The organism is Streptomyces sp. PsTaAH-137 (genome assembly GCF_003259365.1).
GTDB lineage: Bacteria > Actinomycetota > Actinomycetes > Streptomycetales > Streptomycetaceae > Streptomyces.
Genome location: NZ_QLLY01000007.1, coordinates 336,041 through 354,554 on the forward strand (window position 1 = coordinate 336,041; position 18,514 = coordinate 354,554).

Consider the following 18,514-nt stretch of genomic DNA (forward strand, 5'->3'; position numbering starts at 1 on the left):
CGGTGCGGCGAGAGCGCGTGCCAGGCGTCGCGGGGCAGGAGGGATCTGGGAGACGGGCCCTAGCCGTACGACGACGACAGCGGCGAGCCCGAGGGCCAGGCCCAGCGCGGTCCGCACCCCGAAGGGCTCGCCGAACATCAGGGCGCCCCACACGGCGGTCACCGGCGCCATCAGGAACATCAGCGTGTTCACGCGGGTGAGGCCGTCGCGGCGCAGCACGACCCAGTACAGGCCGTAGCCGCCGAAGGTGGACAGGCCGACGAGCCAGGCGAGGGAGAGCCAGAAGGACGGCGCGGCGGGCGGCGTCGCCTGTCCGGTCACCACGGCGAGGAGCGTGAAGACGACGGCGCTCGTCGCGCAGTGCACGCCGAGTCCGACCATCGGCTCCACGCGGGTGGTCGAGCGGCTCTCCACGAAGGTGGCCGCGACCAGCGACATCATGCCGAGGAAGGGGATCCCGTACGCCCACGGGGGCACGCCCGTCACGGCGGTCGCGTCGGCCGTGGTGACGACCAGGACACCGGCCAGACCGAGGCAGAGCCCGGCCCACTGGCGCGCGGTGACGTACTGGCGCAGCAGCGGCCCGGCGAGGGCGCCCGCGACCAGGGGCTGGGTGCCGTCGATGAGAGCGGTGGTTCCGCTGGAGACGCCGAGCTGGATGGCGTAGTAGACGGTCAGGAGATAGCCGCTCTGCGAGAGGGCGCCGACGGCGATCTGCCGCGCGAGGCCGCGCACCGTCAGCTCGCGGGCGGCCCGGCGCCCCACGACGGCGGCGAGCACGAGCGCCAGTGGCAGGAACCGCCACATGAGCGTGGTCACGGCGCTCGCCTCCGCGGCGCCGAGCTTGGCCCCGATGAAACCGGAGCTCCAGGTGAGGACGAAGCCGATGGACAGCAGCACGTTCATGGTGGGAACACCACCTCGGGACGACAGCGGTCGGAACAGGAAGCGCGAGTAGACAGATCTGTTTACTCTGCGGCCACGACCGCCACTATACAGATCGGTATAGTCTTGCGGTATGGCTGCCTCTTCCGCCCCGCACGTCACCCCCGCCGTCGACCCGGACCGGCCCGATCTCACACCCGCCGCACGGCGGGTCCTGGAGACCGCCTCACGGCTGTTCTACGAGCGCGGGATCCACGCCGTGGGCGTGGATCTGATCGCCGCCGAGGCGGGGGTCACGAAGAAGACGCTCTACGACCGGTTCGGCTCCAAGGAGAGAATCGTCGTCGACTACCTGGCCACCCGGGACGCCCGCTGGCGCGCCTTCCTGGCCGCGCACCACGATCCGGCGACCCTCACGCCCACAGAGCGGGTGCTGGCGGTGTTCGACGCCTCGCAGGAGTGGATGGCCGCGCACAGCGGCAAGGGCTGCAGCATGGTCAACGCGCACGCCGAGATCAGCGATCCGGCCCACCCCGCGTACGCCGTCATCACCGGACAGAAGCAGTGGATGCTGGAGCTGTTCACCGGCCTCGCGCACGAGGTGTCGCCCGACGCGGCACGGGAGTTGGGGCGTTCGCTGATGCTGCTGCACGAGGGCGCCCTCGTCTCGGACGGTCTCGACGTGTTCCCCGACGCGTTCGGGCGGGCCCGCAGGCTGGCGGCGTTCCTGCTCTCGGCCGCACAGGAAGCACGGTGACCTGGGACCCGGACGCGCCGGGCGTCCTGCGGCTGCCGTCGGGGCGGCTGGTACGGGGGCGTGGGCTGCGCGCGCCGCTGCCGCCCGGCCCGCACCCCTCGTACGGCCTCTATCTGCTGGGGCAGCAACCCCCGCCCTTCGACTGGGAGTTCACCTGGCTGCGCTGGCCGGACTTCCGGCTGCCCGCGGACCGGCGGCGGGCCCGCGAGGTACTGGCCGACGTGTGGCGGCGCAGCGCGGACGAACGGGTGGAGGTGGCGTGCGCGGGCGGGCGCGGCAGGACCGGGACGGCGCTCGCGTGCCTCGCGGTGCTCGACGGCGTCCCCGCGGCCGACGCGGTGGCGTACGTGCGCCGCCACTACGGCCCGCACGCGGTGGAGACCCCGTGGCAGAAGCGGTACGTGCGCCGGTTCGCGCCGCCGGGAAAATGAGTTGCGCCGCTCCCTGACCCGCTGCGCACCATAGCCGGGTCACAGCCCTCACGGAGCAGGAGAACGGAATGCGCCGATTCCTCGAAGCAGTTCAGCGCCCACGCCGGACGATTCTCGAGGACTCGACCTTCCATGCAGACCCCGCAGTTTCGCACCACCCTGAACATCGGCATTCTCGCCCACGTCGACGCCGGTAAGACCAGCCTCACCGAGCGGCTCCTGTTCGACACCGGGGCCATCGCCCGTCTCGGCAGCGTCGACGCCGGTGACACCCGCACCGACACCGGCGCCATCGAGCGGCGGCGCGGCATCACGATCCGCTCGGCCGTCGCCGCGTTCACCGTCGGCGACACCCAGATCAATCTCATCGACACCCCGGGCCACAGCGACTTCATCGCCGAGGTGGAGCGGGCCCTCGACGTGCTCGACGGGGCCGTCCTGCTGATCTCCGCGGTGGAGGGCGTGCAGGCGCAGACGCGTGTGCTGCTCAAGACGCTGCGGCGGCTCGGGCTGCCCACGCTCGTGTTCGTCAACAAGGTCGACCGGGCGGGCGCGCGCACCGGCCCGCTGCTCGACGACATCCGCCGCAGGCTCACCCCGTACGTGGTCCCGGTGTCCCGGGTCCGCCGCGCGGGCACCCCGCAGGCCGAGGTCATCGCCCGGGGCCTGGACGACGCGGCGGCCCGGACCCTCGCGGAGGTGGACGACACGGTTCTCGCCGCGCTGGTCGACGGACCGCCGCCGACCTCCGGCACGCTGCGGCGGGCGCTGGCCGCCCGGACGGCCGAGGGCCGGGCGCATCCCGTCCTGTACGGGTCCGCGCTCGGCGGCCAGGGGGTGCGGCAACTCGTCGACACGATCGTCGAGTTCCTGCCCCCGGCGGGCGGGGCGGACGCGTCGGCGCCGCCCGCCGCGACCGTCTTCGCGGTGCGGCGCGGGCCCGCCGGTGAACGGGTCGGATCCCTGCGGGTGTACGACGGTGAGCTGCGGGCGCGGCAGAAGGTGACGTTCCTGCGCCGGGACGCCGACGGCGGCACCCAGTCGGTACCGGCGCGCCTCACCGGGCTGCGGGTCGTCGGGGCGGAGGGCGAGGTCGCGGGGCCCGGCCGGATCGCCGAGGTACGGGGCGTCGCGGGCATCCGGGTCGGCGACCGGCTCGGCCGTACGGACGACGGCCGCACCCGGTTCGCGCCGCCCACGCTGGAGACCGTGGCCCGGGCCGTGCGGCCCGGGCAGGGTGCGGCGCTGCGCGCGGCCCTGCTCGACCTCGCCGACCAGGATCCGCTGATCCACGCCCGTCCGGCCGCCGCCGGAGCCACGGGGCTGCTGCTGTACGGGGAGGTGCAGAAGGAGGTTCTGGGGGCCACGCTGGCTGAGGAGTTCGGCATCGAGGCGGTGTTCGAGCCGAGCCGGATCCGGTGCGTGGAGCGTCCGGTGGGCATCGGCGAGGACGTCGAGGAGATGGGGCACCGCAGTACGACCGGGCTGCCCGCGACCGTCGGCCTGCGGGTCGCGCCCGGGCCGCCCGGTTCCGGCCGGGTCTTCTCGTACGAGACCGAGCTGGGCGCCCTGCCGCGGGCGTTCCACCAGGCCGTCGAGGACACGGTGCTGGGCGCGCTCGTCGCGGGCGGGCTGCACGGCTGGCCGGTGACGGACTGTCATGTCACCCTGATCCGATCGGGGTTCGACTCGCCGGTCAGCGTGGCGGGTGACTTCCGCACGGTGACGGCGCTCGTGCTGCGGCGGGCCCTGGAGCGGGCCCGCACCCGGGTCTTCGAGCCCGTGCACACCTTCGAGGCCGAGGTTCCCCTGGACTCGCTCGCCCCGGTGAGCGCGCGTCTTGCCTCCCTGGGGGCCGAGTTCGGGCGGACCTCGGGCGGCGACACGTCGTGGCTGATCACCGGGGAGCTGACGGCGCGTGCGGTGCGGGAGATCGAGGTGGCTCTGGCGGGGCTCACGCGCGGGGAGGGGGTGTGGTGGTCTCGGGTGTCGGGGGATCGGCCCGTGCGGGGGGCTGTGTGACGCTTCGTGGCCGGGGGCCGGTTCGGTGGGGGCTGGTGGCGCAGTTCCCCGCGCCCCTGGAAGATCCGCGTCTGCCTCGCGGAGGGCTCGTCGCCATCTGACGGCCGGTGGCCGCTTCTCGCGCAGTTCCCCGCGCCCCTCAAAGACCCGCGTCTGCCCCGCCAAGGGCTCGTCGCCATCTGACGGCCGGTGGCCGCTTCTCGCGCAGTTCCCCGCGCCCCTCAACCCTGCCAAGGTCTCGTCGCTACCTGACGGCCGGTGGCCCTGCCTCGCGTAGTTCCCCGCGACCCTGGGATGCGGCTTCCCGCGGTGAGCGCAGCCTTGAGGGGAAGCTGCGCGTCAGCGCAAGCCTCAGGGGCGCGGGGAACTGCGCGACCAGCCACGACGGTGGCGCGCTTGACGGCTATGGCGGCGTCGGGGACGCCGTGGCGACGGCGAGTGCTTCGGTGTGCAGGGCGGCCGCGACGCGGGTCACGGCCGGGGCCGCTGCGTGCGGGAGCCGGGCCAGGAGGAGGCGGCGCTGTTCCTGGGGGCCGCCGCGCACGGGCAGGATGCGGACCCCGGGCGGCGCCACGGCGGCCAGCGTGGCCGGGACCGTGGTCAGGCCGCAGCCCGCGGCGACGAGGTGCAGCTTGGCCAGCCAGTCGCGGGCGGTGAGGACGATCTCGGGCCGTTCGTCCAGGCCCGGCCACACCCCCATCAGCCGGTCCTCCCCCGAGGACGAACCGGCGATCCACCGCTGTCCGCGCAGATCGGCCACGTCCACGTACGCGCCCCTGGCCAGCGGGTGGGTGGCGGGCACGGCGAGGCACAGGGCGCGTTCGGTCAGCGTCCGCAGGGCGAGCGGGGGCGACTCGGTGTCCGGTGCGCGGAACGGCGGGCCGGAGGCGAGGAGGGCAAGGTCGATGCTGCCGGCGCGCAGGGCGCGGGCCAGGGCGGGGGTGCCGCCCTCGCGCCCTACAACCCGCAGTCCGGGGTCGGTGCGGCGCAGTTCGGCGAGGGCCCGGGGCACGAGGACGGCGCCCGCGCTCGGCACCCATCCCAGACGGACCGTCCCGCCCTGCTCCGGCAGCCCGGACAACTCGCGCGCGGTGGCGTCGATCTCGTCGAGGACGGTCGTGGCGCGGCGCATGACGATGCGGCCCGCGTCGGTGAGCCGGACGCCGTCACGGCGCCGCTCCAGAAGTTCCGCGCCCGCCGCGCGCTCGATGGCGGCGATCTGCCGGGAGACCGCCGACTGGGTGTAGCCGAGGGAGGCGGCGGCTGCCGTGAAGGTGCCCTGCTCCGCCACGGCACGCAGCACGCGCAGCGCGGTCAGCGACACATCGGTGAAGTCCATGACGTTTACGCATACCACGAGTGCCGAACTTTCGTTGGACTCATGGAGGCAGGCTTTCTAGCGTGGAGCCATGACCGCTTCTCGAATCGCCCTCGTCACGGGCGCCAACCAAGGTCTCGGCCGGGCCCTCGCCGAAGGACTCGCCGCCGGTCTGAACCCCGACGATCTGGTGCTGCTCACCGGCCGCGACCGGCAGCGGGTGGCGGACGCCGCGCGGGAGGTCGCCGCGGCGCCCGCGACCCGGGCCCGCGTGAGCGGTGAGGTCCTGGACGTCACCGACACCGACGCCGTCGCCCGGCTCGCGGAGGAGCTGCGGGTCCGGCACGGCGGGGTCGACATCGTCGTGTCGAACGCGGTGGCCCGGCTGCTGCCCGGTGAGTCGCAGGCCGAGCGGGCCGACGAGTACATCGACGTCTCCAACACGGCCACCCACGCGGTCCTGCGCTCCTTCGGGCCCGTCCTGCGCCCCGGCGGCCGTCTCCTCGTGGTGGCCAGCAGCCTGGGCACCCTCGGGCATCTGCCGAAGCGCCTGCACCACCTCTTCGACGGCGCGGACCTCGACCAGGTCGAGTACGCCGTCGAGTCCTGGCGCAGCGCCGTCCACCAGGGGACGGCGGCGGAGGACGGCTGGCCGCTGTGGCTGAACGTGCCGTCGAAGGTGGCCCAGGTGGCGGCCGTGCGCGCGGTCGCCGCCGAGCGCCGCGACGGGGACCTGGCCGCCGGCACCCTGATCGCCGCCGTGTGCCCCGGCATGGTCGACACCGCCACCTCACGCCCGTGGTTCGAGGACTTCAGCCACGCCCAGTCGCCCGCGCGGGCGGCCGAGGCCGTGCTGAGCCTGCTCCTCTCCGAGCGGGTCGATCCCGCCCACTACGGCGAACTGGTCCGGTTCGGCACGGCGTTGGACTGGCACTCCGGCACCCCGTCGACGGAGCAGGACCATCTGCTCACCCCCTGACCGCATCCGCAGGAGTACGCACATGAACACCCTCACCACCCCGTTCGGATTCGCCAGCACCGCGGCCGAGGTGTCGGACGGGATCGATCTGACCGGCCGCCGCGCCGTCGTCACCGGCGCCTCGTCGGGGCTCGGCGCGGAGACGGCCCGCGCCCTGGCCGCGACCGGCGCCGAGGTCACGCTCGCGGTGCGCGACACGGCGGCGGGCGACCGCGTCGCCGGGGAGATCACCGCCGCGACCGGCAACCGAGCGGTGCGCGCGGCACCGCTCGACCTCACGGACCCCGCCTCGATCACGGCGTTCACCGACGCCTGGCAGGGACCGCTGCACCTCCTCGTGAACAACGCCGGCGTCATGGCCTGCCCGGAGCGGTACACCGAGCAGGGCTGGGAATGGCAGTTCGCCACCAACCACCTGGGGCACTTCGCCCTCGCCACCGGACTGCACCGGGCGCTGGCCGCCGACGGCAACGCCCGTGTAGTGGCGGTCAGTTCCTCGGGGCACCAGCTGTCGCCGATCGTGTGGGACGACCCGCACTTCGCCTTCCGCCGCTACGACCCCTGGCTCGCCTACGGTCAGTCGAAGACGGCCAACGCGCTCTTCGCGGTGGAGGCGAGCCGCCGCTGGGCCGACGACAACATCACCGCCAACGCGCTGATGCCGGGGGCCATTTACACGAATCTCCAGCGCCACACCGACGGCCGGGGCAGCGGCCGGATCCCCGCCGAACGGATCAAGACCGTGGAACAGGGCGCCGCGACATCAGTACTCCTCGCCGTCTCACCGCTCCTGGAGGGCGTCGGCGGACGGTACTTCGCCGACTGCCAGGAGGCGGAGGTCGTCGACCGCAGGACCGGCACACTGAACGACGTGGCCCGCTACGCCGTCGACCCGAAGGGGGCGCGCCGCCTTTGGGACCTCTCGGACGAACTGCTCCGGCAGGGAAACGACTTGGGCACGGCGGCATCGCGGCAGGCGTGATCTGAGCACGGCGCGGGAACTCGGGCTCCATGGGTAAGGAGGTTTCCCACATGAAGCCCAGGGCTGTTGCTGCGCTCCCCCCGTGGGCGAAGATCGCCGTCGTGGTCGTCGTCGTGGTGGCGCTGGTCGCCACCGGGCTGCGCCTGATGAACCGTCTCGACGGTTTCTTCGGCACGGAGACCCACGACCGGTCGGGCCCCGCGCTGCTCAAGTCGGTGCGTGACATGAGCCGTTACGACGCCGCATCGGGGAACTTCCAGGTCGTCGTCGATCTGGAGAAGGACACGAAGTACCTGCCGGACGCGATCCGCGGGACCCGGACCCTGTACATCGGGGCGGGAACCGTCGACGCGTACGTCGATCTCGGAAAGGTGGACCCCGGAGACGTCCAGGTGAACAAGGACCGCACGTCGGCGACGCTGCATCTGCCGCACGCGAAGCTCGGCAAGCCCGCCCTGGACACGGACCGCTCCTACGCGGTGTCGAAGCAGCGCGGGCTCCTCGACCGGCTCGGCGATCTGTTCTCGGACAACCCCAACGACGAGCAGGCGGTGCGCAAGCTGGCCGCCCGCCACATCGGGGACGCCGCGAAGGACAGCGGACTCACGGGGCGCGCCGAGGGCAACACCACCGACATGCTGGAGGGGCTGCTGCACTCACTGGGGTTCGAGAAGGTGAAGGTCACCTACGGGACCTGACCGCTCGGGCCGGGACGTGAAGTCCCCGCCTTCCCACCGTGGTCCCGGTGTCCGGAGTACTCCGGACACCGGGACCACTCCTGTGCGCGGAGCCCGTCAGCGTGCCGTACGGGTGCCGACGACGACCGTGGCGTACAGGTCGTCGTCCTCGACCAGGCGGGCCGCGAGGCCCGCGGCGCGTACCGCCGCCAGCGCGGTGTCGGCCTGCCGCTCACTGGTCTCCACGAAGAGCCGGCCGCCCGGCGCGAGCCAGCGCGGCGCCTGCTCCGCCACCCGGCGCAGCACGTCGAGGCCGTCCTTGCCGCCGTCGAGGGCGAGCTGCCGCTCGTGGTCGCGGGCCTCGGACGGGAGCAGCGGCAGGTCGCCGGTGGGGACGTAGGGGCCGTTGGCGATGAGGATGTCGACGCGGCCCGCGAGATCCGCGGGCAGCGGGTCGTACAGGTCGCCCTCGTGCACCTCGCCGCCCAGCGGGGCGAGGTTGCGGCGGGCGCACGCCACGGCGGCCGGGTCCAGGTCGGCGGCGTGCAGCCGTCCCGGGGCGCGTGCGGCGAGGACGGCGGCGACGGCGCCGGTGCCGCAGCACAGGTCGACGACGGTGGCGCCGGGCCGCGTGCGGGCAAGGGCCTGGCGGGCCAGGAACTCGGTGCGGCGGCGCGGCACGAAGACCCCGGGGTCGACGGCGATCCGCAGCCCGCAGAACTCGGCCCAGCCGACGACGTGCTCCAGCGGAAGACCCGCGGTCCGCCGCTCGACCATCGCGGCCAGTTCGGCGGGGTCGCGGGCGGAGGCGTGCAGGACCCGGGCCTCGTCCTCGGCGAAGACACAGCCGGCGGCGCGCAGCGCCGAGACGAGGAAGGCGGGCGGGGGCGGTACGGGTGACGGGGACAGCGACATGGGTGTGGTGTGACCTCTCGGGACGCCGACGGGGCTCCCGGCCGTCGCGCGGTCGCGCGACGGCTCAGCGCGAGCGGTCGTGGCGCGCGGCGCGAGCAGGGAGCTCCTGACCTGGTACAGCGAAGATCGGGCTCACCTCCTCGTTCCCTCGTGGCGCTGTGGGGCCCGGTCACACTACCGCACCGCACCCGGCACCGGACTGATCCCTCCGCTTCCCCGCTACTGTGGCGCGCGACGGGACGGCGGGAGCGACACCGGGAGCAGCGTATGGACAGCGAGAGCGCCGAGGTCGCCGCGCGGCGGTTCGTCGACGTGTGGCAGGACGGCTGGGCGCAGCACGACGTGGAGGCGCTGCTCGCCCTGTACGCGCCGGACTGCGTGCACCGGTCGATGCCGTTCCGGGAGCCGCATCGCGGGCGGGACGCGCTGGCCGCGTATCTGCGGTGGTCGTTCGCGCAGGAGCGGCCGGTGGACGTGCGGTTCGCGGCGCCGGTGGTGGGTCCCGGGCCGGTGGCGGTGGCCGAGTTCCGGGTGCTGGCCGAGGAGGACGGCAGGCCCACGACGCTGGCCGGGTGTGTGTTCGTACGGTTCCGGGCGGACGGCCTCGCGGTGGAGACACGCGACTACTGGCATCAGGCGGACGGACATCAGGAGCCCGCGGGCGATCTGTTCTTCACCGGGTGACGAAGAGGCCGAAGGGACTCAGCGCTGCCTGCGCAGGGCCCGGTCCGTCACGGTCAGGGCGACGAGCAGGACGCCGAGGACGGCGGAGACCGTCGCCATCAGGTGCAGTCCCGCGTCGTCGGCGCGCTGCCCGTAGGCGAGGGCGATCAGGCTCGACGCGGTGATGGCGCCGATGTACTGGGCGGTGCGCTGGAGCCCCGCGGCGGCGCCGATGTCGGCGGCGGGCGCGTACTCCTGGACCGCCGCCTGGTTGCTGGTGCCGATGAGGCCCTGCGGGATGCCGAAGCAGGCGCCCGCGAGGAGCAGCACGGCCAGCGGTGTGGAGCCGGAGACGAAGGCGAGCAGGGCCGCTCCCCCGGTCAGCAGCGCGCTCGCGACGATCAGCGGGGCGCGGATGCCCTTGGTGCGGGCGCCGATCAGGGAGCAGGACAGCGCGGCCAGTGACATGGGCAGCATCAGCAGCCCGGTGTGCCCGGAGGAGTAGCCGCGGCCCTCCTCCAGCCACTGGGTGAAGCCGTACATGACGCAGTAGATGAGCAGATAGCTCAGGCCGTGCCGGAGGTAGGTGCGGGCGAGGGGACCGTTCCCGGCGAGCATCCGTACGTCGATGAAGGGCGTCCGGCAGCGCAGTTGCCACCACAGCAGGGCGGCGGTGAGCACGGCGAACGGGGCGAGCAGCCACCACAGGGGGTGGGACAGGTCGAGGAGGAAGAAGACCAGGACGGTCAGGGCCGTGGAGAACAGGCCGATGCCGAGCGGGTCGAGGGCGAGCCTGGGGGCCGGTTCGCCGGACGTGCCGCGCGGCGGATCGGCGGGGATCCACAGCACGGCGCAGCAGAACGCGATCACGGACACCGGCACGTTCACGGCGAAGATGCCGCGCCAGCCGACGACCGTGACGAGCAGTCCGCCGAGTGTGGGGCCGACGGCGGCGCTGCCGAGCGCCGCGAAGGAGAGCCGGGCCATGACGGGCCGCGGCGGGCGGCGGCCGACCCGGCGGCCCTCGTCGCGCAGGACGGCCATCGCCGCGGGGTACGCGGCCGAGGTACCGATGCCGAGCAGCAGCCGGGAGACGACGAGCCAGCCGAAGGCGGAGGCGAACATGCCGACGAGGCCCGAGGCGCAGACCACGACGAGGCCGACGAGGAACACCCGGCGCGGGCCGAGCGCGTCGGCGAGCTTGCCGAGCACGGGCTGGGCGACGGCGCTGGCGAGGTAGAGCACGGAGATGAGCCAGGCGGTGTCGGCGGCGCCCACGCCGAAGTGGTGCCCGATCGCCACCAGGCCGGTGGAGATCATCGTGGTGTTGAGCGGGTTGAGGACCGAGCCCAGCAGGAGCGGTGCGGTGAGGCGGGCGCGGAAGCCTCCGCCCGTGGGGGCGGGTGCGGTGGTGACCGTCTCCGCTATGTCCCCGCTCACCGCTCCACCAGCCGTCCGAGCAGCACGGTCGCCTCGGCGACGAGACGGCGCTCGGCGGGGTCGAACTCGGCGTCGATGGCCTGGGCGAGCCAGCTGTGCTTGGCCGCGCGGACGGCGACGAGGGTGGCGCGGCCGTCGTCGGTGATGGAGACGACGGACTGCCGCCCGTCGTTCGGGTCCGGGGTGCGGGCGACGAAGCCGCGCTCCTCCAGGGCGCCCAGGGTGAGTCGCATCGACTGCGGTTTCACGTACTCGGAGCGGGCGAGCGCCGCCGTGGTGGCCGGGCCCTCCGTGTCGAGGCGGGCGAGCACGGTGCGCTGGGTCGGGGTGAGCAGGCTGTCCGGCGACGCGGTGCGCAGCCTGCGGGAGAGCCGGCCGACGACGGTGGCGAGGTCGGCGGCGACGCGCTCGCCGTGCGGCTCGGGGGCTGCGGATCCCTGCGTTCCTGACATGCCTCCACCGTAGGAGATAGACAGGAAGCCTTGCAAGTTTTCCTTACCACCTCAGGCCGGGCAGGCCCTCCTATGACTGGCCGGAGAGCGCCCCGAGAAGTGCTCGCGCGCACAGATCGCGCACCTGCTCGCGGGTGAGTTCCGGTTCATCGAGCCAGTCCAGGCAGACGGCGACGAGGAAGGCGAGCCAGCCGCGTACGGCAAGGCGCAGCGCGGCCGGTTCCGGGAGCGTGCCGGTGATCTCGGGGTCGGCGGCGAGGGCGGCCAGGATCTGCTGCTCCTGCGCGGCGAGCCCGTCGCGGTAGACGGCGCGCACGGTCGGGTCGCCCGCGGACTCGGCGCGGTGGAAGGCGCGGAAGCCCTCGGCGTGCGCGGCGACATAGCCGAGAAAGGTGTCGAGCCCCGCGCCGAGCTGCTCGCGCACCGGGATGCCCGGGACCGCGGCGGTGAGCCGCAGCATCCGCTCGCTCTCACGGCGCACGACCGCGGAGAAGAAGTCCCGTTTGTTCGGAAAGTAGTGGTAGAGGAGCCCGCGGGAGACGCCCGCGATCTCGGCGACCCGCTCGATCCACACATCGTCGTACGGACTCTGCGCGAACAACGAGGCGCCCACGGAGAGGAGTTGTTCCCTGCGCTGCTCCGTGCTCATTCTGCGCCGGGTCGTCCGCTCTGCCGTCATGGCCGCACCCTACTGGACGAACGCCTCCTTACTTGACGTGAGTTCAATAACAGCCGCACACTGAGGCGCATTATTGAATCCACGTCTAACAAGCTGCCTTCGGTGCCTCAATCCATCGGTGGCGCAGGGGAGATGGGCTCGATGGCTCAGATGACACAGCTGGCCGGCGCCACGCTGCCGCGGGGCTTTCGCAGTGCGGAGCAGGGCTGGCCGCGCCTGGACCGGATCCCGCACCCGCCGCGCCGGGTGCCGCTGATCGGTGATGTCGTGGGCGCCAATGTCCGTACGCCGTTGCAGGACTCCATGCGGATCGCCGCCGACCTGGGGCCGATCTTCCGCCGCAAGGCGTTCGGCAAGGAGATCGTGTTCGTGTGGGGTGCGGAGCTCGCGGCGGAGCTGGCCGACGAGTCGCGGTTCGCCAAGCACGTGGGGCTCGGCGTCGCCAATCTGCGTCCGGTCGCCGGGGACGGCCTGTTCACCGCGTACAACCACGAGCCCAACTGGCAGCTGGCGCACGACATCCTGGCGCCCGGGTTCAGCCGGGAGGCGATGGAGGGCTATCACCCGCTGATGCTGGACGTGGCGGGGCAGCTGACCCAGGCGTGGGACGCGAGCGAGGCCGCGGGCCGCTCGGTGGACGTACCCGGCGACATGACCAAGCTGACCCTGGAGACGATCGCGCGCACCGGGTTCGGGCACGACTTCGGGTCCTTCGAGCGGGAGCGGCTGCATCCGTTCGTGACGGCCATGGTGGGCGCGCTGTCGTTCGCGCAGCGCCGCAACGTGGTGCCGCCGCTGCTCGCGTCGCTCCAGCGCGGCGCCGAGAGGCGCAACGCGGCGGACCGCGCCTTCCTGAACCGCACCGTCGACGACGTCATCGCCGCGCGCCGCGCCTCCGGCGACGGCCCCGGTGATCTGCTCGACCGGATGCTGGAGGTGGCGCACCCGGAGACGGGTGAACGGCTCGCGCCCGAGAACATCCGCCGCCAGGTCATCACGTTCCTGGTGGCCGGCCACGAGACGACGTCCGGGGCACTCTCCTTCGCCCTGCACTACCTCGCCCAGAACCCCGCCGTGCTGGCGGCGGCGCAGGAGGAGGTCGACCGTGTCTGGGGCGATGTGGACGTCCCCGCGTACGAGCAGGTCGCCAAGCTCCGCTATCTGCGGCGGGTGCTCGACGAGTCGCTGCGGCTGTGGCCGACGGCCCCCGCGTTCGCGCGCGAGGCGATCACCGACACGACGCTCGGCGGGACGCACCCGATGCGGCGCGGCGCCTGGGCGCTGGTCCTGACGACGATGCTGCACCGCGACCCGGTGGCGTGGGGCGACGATCCGGAGTCCTTCGACCCGGACCGGTTCGCGCCGCAGGCGGTACGGGCCCGGCCCGGCCATGTCTTCAAGCCGTTCGGGACGGGCGCGCGGGCCTGCATCGGGCGCCAGTTCGCCCTGCACGAGGCCACGCTGGTGCTCGGTCTGCTGCTGCGCCGCTACGACCTGCGGCCCGAGCCCGCCTACCGGCTGAAGGTGACGGAGCGGCTGACGCTGATGCCGCACGGGCTGCGGCTGCACCTCACCCGGCGGTAGCCCGCGCGTACCTGGTTAGGGTGCGCACATGAGTGACCCTGACACGTATCCGGGCGCCGGTGACGGCGAGGTCCCCTTCGGAGGTCCTCCAGGTACACCGGATCTGCGCGGCCCGCTGCGCTATCTGTGGTGGCTGATGGCCCGGCAGCGCGGGCGGGTCGCGGCGGGCGCGCTGCTCGGCAGCGCGTGGATGGTGGCGCTGACGCTGCCTCCGTACGTGCTGTCGCGGACGATCGACGAGGGGCTGCTGACCGGCGACTCCGGTGCTCTGTACGGCTGGTGCGGTGTGCTGCTCGGGGTCGGCGCCGTCACCGCCTGGCTGGCGATCATGCGGCATCGCACCATGACCCGGGTCCGGCTCGACGCCACGTTCCGCACGACACGGCTGCTGACCCGGCACGCGACCGTCCTGGGCGCGGTGCTGCCGCGCCGGGTCGCGGCCGGGGAGGCCGTCGCCCTCGGCGTCGGCGACGTGGCCCGGATCAGCCAGACCCTGACGATGGCCGGCCCCGGCGTCGGCGCGGTCGTCGCGTACGTCGTGGTGGCCGTACTGCTGCTGTCGATATCAGGGCTGCTCGCGGCGGTGATCCTGCTCGGAGTGCCGCTGCTCGCCTGCTGCCTCGGGCCGCTCCTGACGCGTCTCCAGGGCGCCGAGTCGGGGTACCGCGAGCAGCAGGGCGTGCTGGCGGCGAGGCTCGCCGATCTCGTGGGCGGGCTCGGGGTGCTCGGCGGGCTCGGCGGCAAGGACGTGTACGCGCGGCGCCTGCGCCGGGACACGGTCCTGCTGCGCGACGAGGGCTATCGGGTGGCCCGGGTGAGCAGTTGGATCCAGGCTCTGGCCGTCGGGCTGCCCGCGCTCTTCCTCGCCTGTGTCACCTGGCTCGGCGCGCGGATGGCGGCCCGGGGCGAGATCTCCGTGGGGCAGTTGGTCGCCGTGTACGGCTATGTGGCGATGCTGGTGATCCCGGTGGAGTTCTTCATCGAGGGCGGCTACGACCTGGGGCGCGGTCTCGTCGCCACGCGTCGCGTGCTGCGGTTCCTGACGCTCGCGCCGCAGTCGCCGGAGCACCGCTCCCCCGTCGTCGGGCCGCCCGTCGGCGCGCCGCTGCACGATCCGGTCTCCGGGGTGCGGGTGGCGCCGGGCCGGCTGACGGTCCTGGCGACGGCCCGGCCCGGGGACGCGGCGGCGGTCGTGGACCGGCTCGGCCGGTTCGCGCCGTCGACGGCCACGTGGGGCGGGGTCCCCCTGGACACGATCGAGGCGGCGGAGGTGCGGCGCCGGGTGCTCGTGGCCGACGCCGAGGCGGACCTGTTCTCCGGAACGGTCCGGGAGAGCGTCGCGGGACGGCACACGCCGGACGACGACACGGTGACCCGGGCCCTGCACGCCGCTGCCGCCGACGACGTGATCGCGGGTCTGCCCGGCGGCGCCGACGCCGAACTGTTCGCCCAGGGACGCAATCTGTCGGGCGGCCAGCGCCAGCGGATACGTCTGGCGCGGGCTCTGCTCGCCGATCCGGAGGTGCTGCTCGCCGTCGAGCCGACCTCGGCCCTGGACGCCCACACCGAGGCGCGAGTCGCCGAGCGGCTGCGGTCCGCCCGGCAGGGCCGCACCACCCTGGTCACCGGCACGTCCCCGCTGCTGCTCGACCGGGCCGACATGGTGTGCTTCCTCGTCGACGGGACGGTCCGCGCCGTGGGCCCGCACCGTGAACTGCTCGCCCGCGACGCCGAGTACCGCGCGCTGGTGGCCCGCGACGCGGGCGAGACCGGGCCGGACGGCCCCGCCCCGGACGACGACACCGTGCCCGCACAAGGAGGCGCCGCGTGAGTACCTCTTCCCCGCTCCCCGTCGCGGGACGGGCCGCCGTTCGCCGCGCCGCTCTGGACCTCGTACGGGCCGATCGTGGCGCCTTCGCGGGCGTCGTGGTGCTGAACTGCCTCGCCGCGGGCGCCGGAACCGTGGGCCCGTATCTGCTCGGCCGGATCATCGACGACGTGCGGGCGGGCACCACGGTCACCCACGTCGACCGGGCGGCCCTCGCCATCCTCTGCTTCGCCGTGGCGCAACTCCTGTGCGCGCGCTGGGCCCGGCTGGTCGGGCACCGGTTCGGGGAGCGGGCGGCGGCCCGGATCCGGGACCGGTTCGTGGAGCGGGCGCTGGCCCTGCCCGCTTCCGTGGTGGACCGGGTGGGACCCGGCGACCTCACCAACCGCGGCACGGAGGACATCGCCATCGTCGCGACGACCCTGCGCGACGCGGGGCCCGACGTGTCCGTGTCCCTCGCGCAGGCGCTGATCCTGACGGGCGCGGTGTGGGTGGTCGCCCCGTCGCTCGGCGCGGTCGCGCTGCTCGCGCTCGCCGGCATCCCGGTCGCGGTGCGCTGGTATCTGCGGCGGGCCCGCACCGCGTATCTGGCGCAGGGCGAGGCGGACTCGCACCGCGCCGAGCAGTTCGCGGCGACCGCCGCCGGGGCCCGCACCGTGGAGGCGTTCGGACTCCAGGACCGGCGGGTCGCGGCCTCCGAGCGGGCGATCCGGCACAGCCACCGCACCCGGATGCACACCCTGCACCTGCGCAGCGTGCTGTTCCCTTCGGTGGACTTCTCCTACGTGCTCCCGGTCGTCGCCGTCCTCCTGGTGGGCGGCACCCTGCACGCCCACGGGGTGCTCAGCGTCGGCGCGGTCGTCACCTGCGCCCTGTATCTGCGCCAGTTGTCGGCGCCGCTGGACACGATCCTGCTGTGGGTGGAGCAACTGCAGAGCAGCGGCGCCTCGTTCGCCCGCGTGGAGGGCATCGGCACAGCCGCGTCCGCGCCGTCGTACGACCCCGTTGAGCCGGCCGGTGACGCCGTCGAGCTGCGCGGGGTGCACTACGCGTACGAGGGCGGGCGCGACGTGGTGCGGGGCGTCGACCTGAAGGTGCGGCCCGGCGAACGGCTCGCGCTGGTCGGGCCTTCGGGAGCGGGCAAGACCACGCTGAGCAAGCTGCTCGCGGGGATCGACGCACCGCACTCCGGGACGGTCGCCGTGGGCGGCGTCCCGGTTACCTCGCTCGGGCCCGAACGGCTGCGCCGGCACATCGTCCTCGTCACGCAGGAGCACCATGTGTTCCTCGGCTCCGTCCGCGACAACCTGCGCCTGGCGGCGCCGGACGCCGACGACGGCCGGCTGATGTCCGCGCTCACCGCGGTCGGCGCGCACTGGGCGGACACCCTGCCGCAGGGCCTTGACACCGAGCTCGGAGCGGGCGGCCTGCGCCTCGACGGACCGCAGTCGCAGCAGCTGGCGCTGGCCCGCGTCGTGCTCGCCGATCCGCACACCGTCGTCCTGGACGAGGCCACCGCGCTACTCGACCCGGCCACGGCCCGGCACACCGAACGCGCTCTCGCCGCCGTCCTGCGCGGCCGCACCGTCATAGCGGTGGCCCACCGGCTGCACACGGCGCACGACGCCGACCGGGTCGCCGTGATGGAGGACGGCCGCCTCACCGAACTCGGGCCGCACGACGATCTGGTGGCGGCCGACGGGGCGTACGCGGCGCTGTGGCGCTCGTGGCACGGAGGGGTCTGACGGCTCCGGAGGTCCGGGCGCGGGGGCCCGCTACTCGTCCGCCGCGGTCTCCAGCGACGCGACGTCGAGCACCCCGTCCAACTCGGCGAGCACCGCCACGAGTCCGGGCACCTCCGCCGCGCCCTCGATCTCCATCCGGACGGCGATGGTGCCGCGCCGGCCCGACGACCCGCCGTCCCAGTCGGTGCGGTCGGTACGCACTTCGAGGACGCGGAAACCCCGGCCCGTGCACTCCTCCAGAACACGCGTCAGGACGCTGCCGCCGACCTCGTACGCGAGATGCAGGCCCGTGCGCCGCTCGGTCGCCAGGGCGGGGATCCGGCGGCTCACCCAGGGATAGCCCCGGACCACGAGGAAGTGACAGACCGTCGCGGCGATCGCGAGCAGCGGCAGTCCGCCGCCGCAGGCCATCCCTATGGCGCAGGTCAGCCAGACGGTCGCGGCCGTGGTCAGGCCCCGGACGGCGTCCCGGCGCACGAAGATCAGGCCGCCGCCGATGAATCCGATGCCCGACACGATCTGCGCCGCGACCCGGGACGGGTCGAGGGCGACTCCGTCCATGCCCAGGACGGAGTTGAAACCGTGCTGGGAGACTTCCATGAACAGGGCGCTGCCCACGCCGACGAGCGTGTGCGTGCGCAGGCCCGCGCTCTTCTGCTGCACGGCGCGCTCGGCGCCGATCAGCGTCGACAGGACGAGCGCGAGCGCCAACTCGGCGAACTGCCGGGCGCCTTGCCCCGCCGCGGGATCGAACAGCGGCAGTGCCTGCGATGACACGAGTGCGTTCCTCCTTGCCCGGTCGGTTCCCGATGGACTCTTCAACCGTGTACGAGCCTAGTCCCGCCCCATTGGCGAGGGATTGTCAGACCCCTGCGCAAGAGTGGTGTCATGCAGGGAACCTGGAATCTCGACACACACGACCGGCCGACGAAGCACCACGAGCTGGCGGCGGCCCAAGCCTGTCTGCGGCTGCTGCACACGGCGCGCGCCGCGCTGTCCGGCACGGAGCCACCCGGGACCGCCTCGGTCCTCGCCGTGCCGATCGCCGAGGCGGACGAGGCGCTCGCGAGGGCGGGCCTCGCGGGCAACGAGGCGTGGCTGCTGGAGCGGATCTACGACCTGGGGCCGGACGACACCTCCCCTTGACGTCACACTGG

At 73.7% G+C, this 18,514-nt stretch carries 17 protein-coding genes and 1 pseudogene; 11 read left to right on the forward strand and 7 right to left on the reverse strand.

Annotation, left to right across the window (positions count from 1 at the left end; translation table 11 throughout):
• Positions 1-57: 57 nt before the first annotated feature.
• Positions 58-906, reverse strand: a pseudogene (locus K377_RS18520) (DMT family transporter); the annotation flags it as partial.
• 112 nt (positions 907-1,018) lie between these two features.
• On the opposite strand from K377_RS18520, the gene K377_RS18525 reads away from it, so the two are divergent.
• From K377_RS18525 to otr(A), 3 genes are all read left to right on the forward strand, one after another.
• Complete coding sequence (locus K377_RS18525; protein WP_111664490.1) at positions 1,019-1,642, forward strand: TetR/AcrR family transcriptional regulator; 624 nt, start codon at positions 1,019-1,021, stop codon at positions 1,640-1,642.
• A complete protein-coding gene (locus K377_RS18530; protein WP_111664491.1) occupies positions 1,639-2,073 on the forward strand; it encodes a protein-tyrosine phosphatase family protein in 435 nt (144 codons plus the stop codon). The genes K377_RS18525 and K377_RS18530 overlap by 4 nt, the downstream gene beginning before the upstream one ends.
• Positions 2,074-2,205: 132 nt before the next feature.
• Positions 2,206-4,095, forward strand: coding sequence for a tetracycline resistance ribosomal protection protein Otr(A) (gene otr(A) / locus K377_RS18535; RefSeq protein WP_111664492.1), 1,890 nt, complete (start codon positions 2,206-2,208; stop codon positions 4,093-4,095).
• Positions 4,096-4,498: 403 nt separating this feature from the next.
• Here the strand turns inward: otr(A) and K377_RS18540 are convergent, their stop codons facing one another.
• Positions 4,499-5,434 carry a LysR family transcriptional regulator gene (locus K377_RS18540; RefSeq protein ID WP_111664493.1) on the reverse strand — a complete coding sequence of 312 codons (936 nt, stop codon included), beginning with the start codon at positions 5,432-5,434 and terminating at the stop codon, positions 4,499-4,501.
• A gap of 70 nt (positions 5,435-5,504) precedes the next feature.
• On the opposite strand from K377_RS18540, the gene K377_RS18545 reads away from it, so the two are divergent.
• Genes K377_RS18545 through K377_RS18555 form a run of 3 tightly spaced genes read left to right on the forward strand, consistent with a single transcriptional unit; the run spans position 5,505 to position 8,072 of the window.
• Positions 5,505-6,392: an SDR family NAD(P)-dependent oxidoreductase gene (locus K377_RS18545; protein ID WP_111664494.1), complete on the forward strand. Its 888-nt coding sequence runs from the start codon at positions 5,505-5,507 to the stop codon at positions 6,390-6,392.
• Positions 6,393-6,414: 22 nt separating this feature from the next.
• The gene (locus tag K377_RS18550; protein ID WP_111664495.1) at positions 6,415-7,374 is read left to right on the forward strand and encodes an SDR family NAD(P)-dependent oxidoreductase; all 960 of its coding nucleotides are present in this window, start codon (positions 6,415-6,417) and stop codon (positions 7,372-7,374) included.
• Between the two features lie 50 nt (positions 7,375-7,424).
• The gene (locus K377_RS18555; protein ID WP_111664496.1) at positions 7,425-8,072 is read left to right on the forward strand and encodes a DUF4230 domain-containing protein; all 648 of its coding nucleotides are present in this window, start codon (positions 7,425-7,427) and stop codon (positions 8,070-8,072) included.
• 96 nt (positions 8,073-8,168) lie between these two features.
• Here the strand turns inward: K377_RS18555 and K377_RS18560 are convergent, their stop codons facing one another.
• Positions 8,169-8,966, reverse strand: coding sequence for a putative protein N(5)-glutamine methyltransferase (locus tag K377_RS18560; protein WP_111664497.1), 798 nt, complete (start codon positions 8,964-8,966; stop codon positions 8,169-8,171).
• 267 nt (positions 8,967-9,233) lie between these two features.
• On the opposite strand from K377_RS18560, the gene K377_RS18565 reads away from it, so the two are divergent.
• Entirely contained in the window at positions 9,234-9,650 is a 417-nt protein-coding gene (locus K377_RS18565; protein ID WP_111664498.1) for a nuclear transport factor 2 family protein, read from the forward strand.
• Positions 9,651-9,668: 18 nt separating this feature from the next.
• Here the strand turns inward: K377_RS18565 and K377_RS18570 are convergent, their stop codons facing one another.
• The 3 genes from K377_RS18570 to K377_RS18580 form a co-directional block, all read right to left on the reverse strand.
• Complete coding sequence (locus tag K377_RS18570; protein ID WP_111664499.1) at positions 9,669-11,069, reverse strand: MFS transporter; 1,401 nt, start codon at positions 11,067-11,069, stop codon at positions 9,669-9,671.
• Positions 11,066-11,521 (reverse strand): MarR family winged helix-turn-helix transcriptional regulator, encoded by a 456-nt coding sequence (locus K377_RS18575; protein ID WP_111664500.1) that lies wholly within the window; start codon positions 11,519-11,521, stop codon positions 11,066-11,068. Before K377_RS18575 ends, K377_RS18570 begins: the two co-directional genes overlap by 4 nt.
• A 70-nt stretch (positions 11,522-11,591) precedes the next feature.
• Positions 11,592-12,200 carry a TetR/AcrR family transcriptional regulator gene (locus tag K377_RS18580; RefSeq protein ID WP_111664501.1) on the reverse strand — a complete coding sequence of 203 codons (609 nt, stop codon included), beginning with the start codon at positions 12,198-12,200 and terminating at the stop codon, positions 11,592-11,594.
• 141 nt (positions 12,201-12,341) lie between these two features.
• On the opposite strand from K377_RS18580, the gene K377_RS18585 reads away from it, so the two are divergent.
• Genes K377_RS18585 through K377_RS18595 form a run of 3 tightly spaced genes read left to right on the forward strand, consistent with a single transcriptional unit; the run spans position 12,342 to position 17,357 of the window.
• Positions 12,342-13,784, forward strand: a complete 1,443-nt coding sequence (locus tag K377_RS18585; RefSeq protein ID WP_111664588.1) for a cytochrome P450 — start codon at positions 12,342-12,344, stop codon at positions 13,782-13,784.
• Positions 13,785-13,812: 28 nt separating this feature from the next.
• Positions 13,813-15,615, forward strand: a complete 1,803-nt coding sequence (locus K377_RS18590; RefSeq protein ID WP_111664502.1) for an ABC transporter ATP-binding protein — start codon at positions 13,813-13,815, stop codon at positions 15,613-15,615.
• The gene (locus tag K377_RS18595; RefSeq protein WP_111664503.1) at positions 15,612-17,357 is read left to right on the forward strand and encodes an ABC transporter ATP-binding protein; all 1,746 of its coding nucleotides are present in this window, start codon (positions 15,612-15,614) and stop codon (positions 17,355-17,357) included. Before K377_RS18590 ends, K377_RS18595 begins: the two co-directional genes overlap by 4 nt.
• 30 nt (positions 17,358-17,387) lie before the next feature.
• On the opposite strand, the gene K377_RS18600 is transcribed toward K377_RS18595, so the two are convergent.
• Positions 17,388-18,134 carry an MgtC/SapB family protein gene (locus K377_RS18600; RefSeq protein ID WP_111664504.1) on the reverse strand — a complete coding sequence of 249 codons (747 nt, stop codon included), beginning with the start codon at positions 18,132-18,134 and terminating at the stop codon, positions 17,388-17,390.
• Between the two features lie 111 nt (positions 18,135-18,245).
• Between K377_RS18600 and K377_RS18605 the strand changes: the two genes are divergently transcribed.
• Positions 18,246-18,503, forward strand: coding sequence for a hypothetical protein (locus K377_RS18605; RefSeq protein ID WP_111664505.1), 258 nt, complete (start codon positions 18,246-18,248; stop codon positions 18,501-18,503).
• The last annotated feature ends 11 nt before the right edge of the window (positions 18,504-18,514 follow it).